Raw genomic sequence first — 10,713 nt, 5'->3', positions numbered from 1 at the left:
CCCCATAAATTCAACTTAATTTCATTTTTTTCGTAGAGTTGTATACTCTACGAAATTTATAACTGTTCAGAGCCAAGCAAATTTCAAAAAACAGGTTTAAAATGCATAGCATTTTGGAGGTTGGCTCTGGACAGTTACCATTTCCCTTACACATAAAAAGAGCCTTAATATCTTCCGCAATACCACTGTATCGTTCAGATATTAAAGCTCTTTTTATTTCTTTTATTTTTCTTTTCTTATACCACAGCTTCTATGATCATCTTAGAATCCACTTCTACCTGCTGCACTCCGATTTCTTTCTTCTGATAAAAGCATGCGGACAGCTCATATCAATATTAAACTCTGCTGCAATATTCCATGGACTGTTATACTGATGTTGTTCATCAGGTCTTAATTGTGCCAAAAAATCAATAAATACTTGATTATTGAATACTTTCGGCATATTATCGCTCCTTTTTGTCCTGCACATTTTCCTACTTAAGATTCTACCATTGCACCTTATAAAAGGCAAGTTTGTTATTTTCTGTCTTGTTCTGTAAAAAATACATTTTATCGTCCACTCTCCGCCCTGCCCTCCTTGAATTTTCTCCTGAAAAATGGTATAACGTTAAATGTATAATGATTAATCTGTTAATTCTAATTAATCAATTCGCGTTACTGTCTGATTTCTTAAGACGGTTAAAAATTAATTCACACTGAGGAGAAGAAAATGACGAACATCGAAATGTTAGAAAACACACTCCCGATTGCACCTCTGAAACTGATTGCTATGGAGAGCTGCAAACCTCTGGGACAGAAGGTAAATGATTATATTGTTTCCTTCCGTGAGAACACGATCAACGAAGTAACAGAATCCCCACTTTACAGAAACTATAAGGCCAACAATTACCAGGTAGACTGTAGTTGTCCGAGATTCGGTTCCGGTGAAGCTAAGGGTATCCTGAAAGAGACAATCCGTGGTACTGATCTTTTTATCATGACTGATGTATGCAACTACAGCCTGACTTACACAGTAAACGGACATCTTAACCATATGTCTCCAGATGACCATTATCAGGATCTGAAGAGAATTATCGCTGCTGCAACAGGTAAGGCTCGCCGTATCAATGTTATCATGCCTTTCCTTTACGAAAGCAGACAGCACAAGCGTACAAGAAGAGAGTCTCTGGACTGTGCTCTTGCACTGGAAGAACTGGACGCAATGGGCGTTTCCAACATCATTACATTTGATGCTCATGACCCACGTGTACAGAATGCAATTCCACTTAGTGGATTTGACAGCTTTAACCCACAGTATCAGTTCTTAAAAGCACTGTTCCGTGAAGTACCGGATCTGAAAGCTGACAAAGAACATCTGATGATCATCAGCCCGGATGAAGGAGCTATGCACCGTGCAGTTTACTTCTCTAATGTACTTGGTGTTGATATGGGTATGTTCTACAAACGCCGTGACTACTCTACAGTTGTAAACGGAAAGAACCCGATCGTTGCCCATGAGTTTCTCGGTGATGATGTAACAGGAAAGGATGTTCTTATCGTTGACGATATGATTTCTTCCGGAGAAAGTATGCTTGATGTTGCAAAACAGCTGAAAGAGCGTAAGGCCGGACGTGTCTTTGTATGTACAACATTCGGACTGTTCACAGACGGATTTGATAAATTCGATGAGTATTATAATAAGGGATATATCAGTAAAGTTATTACAACAAACCTTACATATCTCCCACCGGAACTTTATGAGAAGCCTTACTTTGTAAAAGCTGATATGAGTAAATTTATCGCACTGATCATTGATTCCCTGAACCATGATGTGCCGATCAGCTCTGTTATCAGCCCGACAGATAAGATTCATGCTCTTCTTGAGAAGCGTGAAAAAGGACTTCTGTAAAAATCCATAAAAATACCTGCAAGATGTCAAAATTGATATCTGCAGGTATTTTTTAATACTTAAATTATTTTATTTCATCTCCGCGACGCGGTCCTGAATCGTCTTATTGAAATTCTCAATCTGTCTGGAATAAGGCTCATTCATGAACTTGCTGTTCAGCATGAAGTCTGCTGTTGCAAGGTTGTTCGCAACCGGAATATCATATACTACTGCAATTCTAAGAAGTGCCTTAACGTCCGGGTCATGTGGCTGTGCCTCTAACGGATCCCACAAAAAGATCATGAAATCAATCTGTCCTTCTACAATCTTCGCACCGATCTGCTGGTCTCCACCAAGTGGACCACTACAGTATCCTTTTACCGGAAGTCCTGTTTTCTCTGCGATCAGACGGGCTGTTGTTCCTGTTCCGCATAGGAAATGTCCCTGTAATACTTCTTTATTTCTATCACACCATTCAATCAGTTCTTTCTTCTTTCCATCATGGGCTACGAGTGCAATGTGTTTTGCTTTTCCAATTTCCATTGTTACAAAATTATCTGTAAGCATTTTCGTGTCCTCCTTCAAGTCTTCCTGTTGTTGATTTTTATCTTCTTCAACAGTTTTTTCTCTGATGTCTATTATATTTTCTTTTCCCTGTTACTTCAACCTGTTTTGTTGATTCTTAACAGAATTTTTACGGTTACCATTCACAAATTTTTACTCTTCCGTATTTCGATGTTCTTCATCATAGAATTTCATCAACGCCTGTGTTCCGAGATCTCCGTATCCTTCCTGCTCAAGTTCTTCGTAATTGGCAAGAACCATACTGAGTACATCAAGGGAAAGTCCTTTTCTGTTCGCTTCGATCAGTGCAAGCTTCATATCTTTGATGAAGTGTTTCATAAAGAATCCCGGTGCATAATCATCTTTTAAGATCTTTGGTCCGAATGTGTCAAGCTGCTTACTTCCTGCTGCACCTGTCGCAACGGACTTCATGAATACTTCCGGATCCAGTCCCTGTTCTTTTGCGTAAGTAAGTGCCTCGCACACACCGGACAGTGTTCCGGCGATCATGATCTGGTTCGCCAACTTGCAGTGCTGTCCGCATCCAGCCTTACCCTGATAATTAATGTTTGTTCCCATTGCCTCAAAGAGTGGCATACAGGCTTCATAATCTTCTTTCTCTCCGCCAACAAGGATGGACAATGTTCCGGCTTTCGCTCCTGTATCTCCGCCTGTGACAGGTGCATCCATCACATGGAAGCCTCGCTTTGTGCCTTCCGCGTAGATCTTCTCAGCAATCTGCGGACTTGTTGTTGTCATATCGATCAGATAAGCGCCTTCCTTTGCACTGTCTAAGATATTCCCCTCATCAAAGTATACTTCTTCTACATCCTGTGGGAACCCAACAATTGTGATAACTGCATCACAATCCTGCACGCAATCCTTGATTGACTCATGGAACTGTGCTCCTTCGCTGATCACATCTTCTACTTTACTCTTTGTTCTTGCATAGATATGTAATTCAAATCCGGCTTTCATGAGATTTCTGACCATGGATTTTCCCATGATTCCTACACCGATAAAACCTACTTTATTCATCTGCTTTATTTCTCCTGTCTAAGATAGCTCCCATGTTATCACACAGGAGCCATTCTTATCATTTTCTATTTTCAACTATCTTTCTTCTTTTGTCACAACTTCGCCCTGTTTTTTGTAAATACTGTTTGCCGGAACGAATCCTCGTACAGAGGAAAGTGGATAAATGTTACTGTGATTTCCAACAACTGTTCCCGGATTCAGAACGCTTCCGCATCCTACTTCTACTTCATCTCCAAGCATTGCGCCGAACTTCTTCATGCCTGTCTCAATCTTCTCTTCTCCGGCTTTTACTACAACAAGTTTCTTATCTGATTTTACATTGGATGTGATGGATCCGGCTCCCATATGAGATTTGTATCCAAGAACAGAATCACCTACATAATTATAGTGCGGAACCTGAACTTTATTAAAAAGGATCACGTTCTTAAGCTCTGTGGAATTTCCTACAACAGCTCCTTCTCCTACGATCGCATTTCCACGGATAAATGCACAGTGACGAACCTCAGCATCCTTTCCGATGATTGCCGGTCCATTGATAAATGCAGTCGGAGCAACCTTTGCAGACTTCGCTACCCATACATTTTCTCCGCGTTTCTCGTATTCATCCTCGCTCAATGTAGCTCCAAGTTCAAGGATGAAGTTGCTGATCTTCGGAAGTACTTCCCACGGATAAGTAACTCCGTTGAAGATATCTTTTGCGATTGTCTGGTCTAATGAATAATTTTCTTTTACTGTTAATGCTTCTAACATGGTAATTCCTTTCTGCCGGCTAGAACCGACTTACATTTATGTCTTATTATTGTGTCATTTACTTCTGCTGCCTGTTTTTGTTCTACCTGTCGTTTTATTACTATTTACAGACGGATAAAACCCAGCGGCTTTTTCATAGCAGGCTCTAAGCTGATATTGATTGTTCAACCCTTTCACCCCAACGGTTCTGCTGGTGATGAAATGATCGAGTTTTCTCATATATTCATCTGATGTGATGGAACCTTCTGCCACATAGCTCAGCCCCTTCTCCCAGCTTGCTGTAAGTTCCGGGTTCAGGAGTGACCGGATGGAATGATCAACAACATCATAGATCATCTCTCCCTGCAGCGTCGGTGTGATCACCTGTGTCTTCTTGTTCAATGCGAGATACTTGATATTCACAAGCTTTTTCAGAATCTCTGCTCTTGTCGCACTTGTTCCGATTCCGCTTCCTTTGATCTGGGCACGAAGTTCTTCGTCCTCGATCAGCTGTCCTGCATTCTCCATTGCCAGGATCATGGAACCGGAATTGTAACGCTTCGGAGGTGATGTCTCTCCTTCTTTGATATCCAATGCTCTGACCTGAAGGGCTGCACCCTTCTTTAATGACTTGATCACTTCGAACAATCCGGTGTCCAGGCTTTGATCGGAAGAATCAGACCCTGCTTCGTCATTTGTATCATTATTATTATTCTCACTGTTTCCATTACTGCTATCTTTTGTGGCTGTCTGAGAAGCTTTCTTCTTCGGAATGCCTGCCACTTTCAGATAACCTTCCTCAGCAAGTACTTTGAAGCTTGAGAAGAAGCTTTCTTCTTTGATCTTCGTCACGATAGCAACCTTCTGGTAAACTGCCGGCGGATAAAAGATACTCAGGAATCTTCGCACGATCAGGTCGTACACACCCTTCGCAGTAGATGAAACAGTACTCAATGCATTCAACCCTTGTCCTGTAGGAATGATTGCATAATGGTCTGTGATCTGCTTGTCATTCACATAGCGTGTCTTTGCAAGTGTCTTATAGCTTCCGAAATTCAGGATATCCTGCATATACGGTGCCGCCATCGGATACTTTGACAGCCCGTTCAGATTTCTTGTAATTTCCTTTGCCACTGCGGTAGACAGAACACGGGCATCGGTTCTCGGATAAGTCACAAGTTTTTTCTCATACAGCTCCTGCACGATTCGCAGTGTCTCATCCGGACTGATCTTAAATCTCTTAGAACAGTCGTTCTGAAGCTCCGCCAGGTTATATAAAAGAGGGGGATTCTTCTTCTCTTTCTTTTTCTCAATCGACTCGATCCTGCAGTTCAATCCTGACTGTCCCTGTATTCCAGCTACATTTACAGACTCGTCATCCGGTGTCTGCAGGTATTGAATCAATTCTTCCGCTTTCTTGCGCTCCTTGAATCCATTTTCCTTATAAAGGTCATAGGACTCAAAATAGCGGGAGCCTTTCACTGCTCTCCACTCACCCTCGAACGTATGCCCCTGTGCATCGATCGTGCTAAGTACGCGGTAAAACGGTGTCTTGACGAAATCACGGATCTCGCGTTCTCTGCGCACAACCATGCCAAGAACACACGTCATAACGCGTCCTACAGATACAACGGAATACTTCGTTTGCAGAAAATTTGAAATACTGTTGCCATATTTCAAAGTCAGCAGACGGGAGAAGTTGATTCCCATCAGATAATCTTCTTTGGCGCGCAGGTATGCAGATGCTCCGAGGTTATCATACTCTGACAGATCTTTGGCTTCACGGATTCCTCGAAGAATCTCTTCTTCTGTCTGGGAATCGATCCACACTCTCCGGCGCTTTTTCCCCTCAACGTGTGCTTCCTGTTCCACGAGACGATAGATATATTCTCCCTCTCGCCCGGAGTCGGTACAGACATAGATCGTATCGACATCTTCCCGGTTCAGGATCCCGCTGACGATCTGAAACTGTTTCGCCACTGACGGAATGACTTCGTATTTGAATTCTTCCGGGATAAACGGCAGTGTCTGCAGGTTCCATTTCTTAAGTGCCGGATCATATTCCTCCGGATAGCTCATCGTCACCAGATGGCCGACGCACCAGGTGACAATGGCTTCGTCTGACTCAAGATATCCGTCCCGTCGTTTTGTATTTAGTTTCAATGCTTTTGCGAATTCCTGGGCAACGCTCGGTTTCTCCGCAATGTATACTGATTTTCCCATAAACTAGTTATCTATCTTCCATTCACTTATTTTACACGGAATCTGTAAGCAGTACGAGTATCATATTTCTCGCCTTTCTTACAGATCGGTCCTGGGAAGTTCTCGTGGTGGATTGCATCCGGATAGTACTGTGTCTCCAGACAGATGGCATCTCTCATCTCATAAACCGCTCCGTCTCTTCCTTTCACTCCGTCAAGGAAATTCGCGGTATAGATCTGCACTCCCGGAAGGTCTGTCAGTACACTCATGTGGATTCCACTTTCATCCCCGGCCACTTCTGCTACTTTATCAAATTCGCCTTCATTTTTCAATACCCAGTTGTGGTCATAACCTTTTCCGAATACCAGCGGTTCATAGTCTGCTTCAATGTCTTTTCCGATTGTCTTATCTGTTCTAAAATCCATCGGAGTTCCTTCCACACTGCGGATCTCACCTGTCGGAATGGATGCTGCGTCTGCCGGTGTAAATGCATCCGCATTCAGCCATAATGTATGATTCAGAACATCTCCGCTCTTATGTCCGTTCAGGTTAAAGTAACTGTGATTTGTCATATTGATGATCGTATCCTGATCCGGTTCTGCTTCGTAGTGGATCATCAAAGTATTCTCTTCATCCAGGGAATACGTCACTTTCATAACAAGTGCTCCCGGATATCCCTGATCTCCATCCGGGCTGTCCATCTCAAATGTTACATGGGTATCATCTGCGTCCGCAACCTTCCACATTCTTCCGTGATAGAAATCAAATCCGCTGTGCAAGTTGTTCTCTCCGTCATTCTTTGTCAAGTGATATTCTGTTCCATTGATCTCGATCACTGCCCCACCGATACGATTTGCGTTACGTCCAACAGATGCTCCGAATGCATTTCCAAGTCCGGCTTCATATCCGGTTGCATCATCATATCCAAGTGTCACTTCTACCGGATTGTTATCCTTATCCGGAACAAGTACGCTTGTCAGTGTTGCTCCGAAGTCGGATACACTGATCTGCATTCCGGCTTCATTTTCCAGTGTATATACGGTAGCCAATTCCCCTTTCGATGTCTTTCCAAAGTCTTTTTTCTGTAACGGTTTCATCTTTCTCTGCTCCTCCATCTCTCGTCCTTCTATTGTTTTTTTCTGAAAATCTTCAGTACGGTTGTTAAGAATCCTTCTTTTTTCTTCTTCGGCACATTGGCTGCAGCCGGACGTTGTGCCTGTGATGCTTCTCTCATAAAGGTCTCCTGTGCATTCACAAGACTTGCTCCGTCTTCCACCGGTTTCTTCACATATGTTCCGTCACTTGTCATCGCGCGAGCTTTCACATTGTCAGAAAGCATTACATGAAGCTGATGGAACAGGCGTTTCCGGATCTCTACATCATAGACCGGGCACGCGACTTCTACACGCTTCTCTGTATTTCTTGTCATCATATCAGCAGATCCAATATAAACTGTTGCATCTGCTCCTTTTCCGAAGACGAAAAGTCTTGGATGCTCCAGATATCTTCCGACGATACTTGTCACACGCAGATTCTCTGTCTTTCCCTTGATTCCCGGGAGGATACAGCAGATCCCACGCACGATCAGATCTATCTTCACCCCTGCCTGAGATGCTTCTGTTACTTTGCGAATGAAATCCATGTCCGTAACAGAATTCATTTTCATAATGATTCTTCCGTTCTCACCTTTTGCAATTTCTTCATCCATCAAGGCAAGTACTTTCTGTTTCAGGCTTGTCGGTGAAACAATCAGATGCTTGTAAACTCCATTCAGATTACTGATCGACATATTCTGGAAAAAGCCTGCTGCGTCTTCACCAATCTCTTGTCTGCTTGTCATCAACGAGTAATCGGTATACATCTTCGCTGTCTTTTCGTTATAATTTCCGGTTCCAATCTGTGTAATGTAATGAATTCCGGTACGGTTTCTGTATGTGATCAGGCAGATCTTGGAGTGTACCTTATAACCCTCGAATCCGTACAGGACACGGCATCCGGCCTCTTCCAGACGCTCGGACCAATCAATGTTGTTCTGCTCATCAAAACGTGCTCTCAGCTCGATCAGGACCGTAACCTCTTTTCCATTCTCAGCCGCTGCACAGAGATATTCTACAAGTCGTGCTTTCTTCGCCAGACGGTAGATTGTGATCTTGATCGTCAGAACTTCCGGGTCTGTTGATGCTTCTTTGATCAGCTGGAGGAACGGTTCCATGCTTTCGTATGGATAGCAAAGGAGTACATCTTTCTTCTTTATCTGCGGAATCACCTTACCCTCTGCAAGCATGGAAGACGGTTGCGGAGAAAATGGTACATCCACGAGCGTTTTTTTCTTCGAATCCGGAAGTTTATCAGCGATTGCAAAGATAAAGTCCAGCTTCATCGGCATCTTTGTTCGGAAAATACATTCCGGACGGATATTGAATTTCTCACAGAAATATTTCTCCATCTCTTTACTCAGAGAATTGGCTGCCTCAAGACGGACAACAGCCATCCTTCTTCTCTTATGAAGTGTCTCCTGCATCACATGACGGAAATCTCCGCTATCTGCATAAGCTTCATCATCCGGTGATACATCTGCATTTCTCGTTACACGGATATAGTTCTTGTCTGAGATCTGATACTGGTCAAAAACAAGATCAATAAATTCCAGGATAATCTTTTCCATACGGATATAACGGATGTCATACCCCGGAAGATAGAGAATATTAGAAATATATTGTGGTACCGGGATGATTCCGAGCATCGTCTTGTCTCCCTGCTTCAGATTCGCAACCACATACAGTTCTTTACTTAACAGATGTGGGAACGGATGGTTCGCATCTACGATCTGTGGGGAAAGCACCGGCATTACTTCTTCTTTGAAATATTTCTTTACAAACTTCTTCTCCTGCTGTTCCAGTTCCTTGAAGTCAAGACCGCAGACACCATACGGACTTAACTGTTTCTTGATCTCTGCATATGTCTTATCCCGTTCCTTGTAAAGTGGGGAAACAGCTCGATAAATTGCATCTAACTGCTGTTTTGCTGTCATACCGGATCGCTGATCGATCTTTTTGCTGTCTGCTGATGCCATATCATACAGACTTCCTACGCGGATCATAAAAAACTCGTCTAAGTTACTTGTGAAAATAGCTACGAATTTCATACGTTCCATCAAAGGAACTGTCTCATCCCGTGCTTCTTCGAGAACACGCTGATTGAACCGAAGCCACGATAATTCACGGTTCTGAGTTTCTTCTAAAATCTCTCTCATATAACTCAACTCCCTTTTCTCTCTTCTTTTAACAAGTCGATTTATTTTTATTACTGTTCAAGATACTTCAGCATTTCTTCTGTCTTTCGCTCCATCAGATGATATCCATGCTCATAAAATGCATGCAGGACATCCGGATGCTGTTCGAGCCGTGATACTGGTTTTACATGTGGACGAAGGACATAGATCTCTCCACGCTTCTCAAGCTGGTCCAGATAATTCATCGTCTTATTATAGATAAAACTTCTTCTGAAGATTGTCCGGACTGCATTCGGATAGGACTTATATGCCTGTCTATAAAGCTTCTGCACTGCCGGTGAGATCACTTTCTTACGATAGCCCTGATTTCTCGTCAGGATCACTATGATCTTCTCATTCCCAAGCTTCTGTGCACGACGGATCGGAACAGAATCTGCAAGTCCGCCATCCAGATACGGGACACCGTCAATATTCACCATCGGAGTTACAAGCGGCATACTGCTTGATGCACGACAGATCTTCATCAATCGGTCAGGATCTTCTGTTTCCGTCATATATTCTGCATTTCCAGTCAGACAGTTTGTCGTTACCAGCTCACAGTGCATCTCTGACTGAAAATATGCATCAAAATCAAATGGGATCAGTTCATTCGGATATTTATCAAAAATCAAATCCATATTCATCAGACTTTTCTCCCTGATCGTATCTTTCACTCCATTAATATACTTCATATCTTTTGTATTCGGAATCATACAGTCTCTTGTACGTCCCGGCTGTCTGGAAACATAATCTACTGCATTACATGCGCCGGCAGACACACCGATCACATCTGAAAAATAAATATCCTGTTCCATAAGGTAATCCAGAGCACCAGAAGTAAATATGCCTCTTGTTGCTCCACCTTCCAGTACGATTGTTGCTTTCTTAAGTGCCATGGTTTCTCCTCTTTTCTACTGCTATTTATATTGTGAGATTCTTAGTAACATTATAACTTTTTACAATGGAAAGAACAAGGATTAGTTCTTATACATCAGGGTTGTTTCATGAACTATCCATGGGCAGATCTAACTTATTGCATCCT

9 protein-coding genes are annotated in these 10,713 nt (G+C 42.7%); 1 reads left to right on the top strand and 8 read right to left on the bottom strand.

From position 1 onward, the window contains the following. Positions 1–274: 274 nt before the first annotated feature. Positions 275–442 carry a hypothetical protein gene (locus LI162_RS14505; RefSeq protein ID WP_020435677.1) on the bottom strand — a complete coding sequence of 56 codons (168 nt, stop codon included), beginning with the start codon at positions 440–442 and terminating at the stop codon, positions 275–277. Positions 443–709: 267 nt separating this feature from the next. Between LI162_RS14505 and LI162_RS14500 the strand changes: the two genes are divergently transcribed. Then, complete coding sequence (locus tag LI162_RS14500; RefSeq protein ID WP_055148109.1) at positions 710–1,888, top strand: ribose-phosphate pyrophosphokinase; 1,179 nt, start codon at positions 710–712, stop codon at positions 1,886–1,888. Positions 1,889–1,957: 69 nt separating this feature from the next. Here LI162_RS14500 and LI162_RS14495 read toward each other — a convergent pair whose 3' ends face one another. From LI162_RS14495 to LI162_RS14465, 7 genes are all read right to left on the bottom strand, one after another. Continuing rightward, on the bottom strand, positions 1,958–2,434 hold the full coding sequence (locus LI162_RS14495) for a methylglyoxal synthase (protein WP_020435679.1): 477 nt from the start codon (positions 2,432–2,434) through the stop codon (positions 1,958–1,960). 150 nt (positions 2,435–2,584) lie between these two features. Next, positions 2,585–3,469, bottom strand: a complete 885-nt coding sequence (locus LI162_RS14490) for an NAD(P)-dependent oxidoreductase (protein ID WP_226865634.1) — start codon at positions 3,467–3,469, stop codon at positions 2,585–2,587. A 75-nt stretch (positions 3,470–3,544) separates the two neighbouring features. Continuing rightward, the gene (locus LI162_RS14485) at positions 3,545–4,219 is read right to left on the bottom strand and encodes an acyltransferase (RefSeq protein ID WP_015529736.1); all 675 of its coding nucleotides are present in this window, start codon (positions 4,217–4,219) and stop codon (positions 3,545–3,547) included. A 54-nt stretch (positions 4,220–4,273) separates the two neighbouring features. After that, positions 4,274–6,421, bottom strand: coding sequence for a DNA topoisomerase (locus LI162_RS14480; protein WP_227156845.1), 2,148 nt, complete (start codon positions 6,419–6,421; stop codon positions 4,274–4,276). Positions 6,422–6,447: 26 nt separating this feature from the next. Continuing rightward, the gene (locus tag LI162_RS14475; RefSeq protein ID WP_227156844.1) at positions 6,448–7,497 is read right to left on the bottom strand and encodes an aldose epimerase family protein; all 1,050 of its coding nucleotides are present in this window, start codon (positions 7,495–7,497) and stop codon (positions 6,448–6,450) included. Between the two features lie 29 nt (positions 7,498–7,526). Continuing rightward, positions 7,527–9,653: a polyphosphate kinase 1 gene (gene ppk1 / locus LI162_RS14470; RefSeq protein ID WP_227156843.1), complete on the bottom strand. Its 2,127-nt coding sequence runs from the start codon at positions 9,651–9,653 to the stop codon at positions 7,527–7,529. 50 nt (positions 9,654–9,703) lie between these two features. After that, a complete protein-coding gene (locus LI162_RS14465) occupies positions 9,704–10,567 on the bottom strand; it encodes a patatin-like phospholipase family protein (RefSeq protein ID WP_055171012.1) in 864 nt (287 codons plus the stop codon). Between the last annotated feature and the right edge of the window lie 146 nt (positions 10,568–10,713).

Source organism: Mediterraneibacter sp. 210702-DFI.3.120 (assembly GCF_020561005.1).
Lineage (GTDB): Bacteria > Bacillota > Clostridia > Lachnospirales > Lachnospiraceae > Mediterraneibacter > Mediterraneibacter faecis.
The sequence above is the reverse complement of the archived record's forward strand: the minus strand, read 5'-3'. Positions and strand labels throughout refer to the sequence as shown.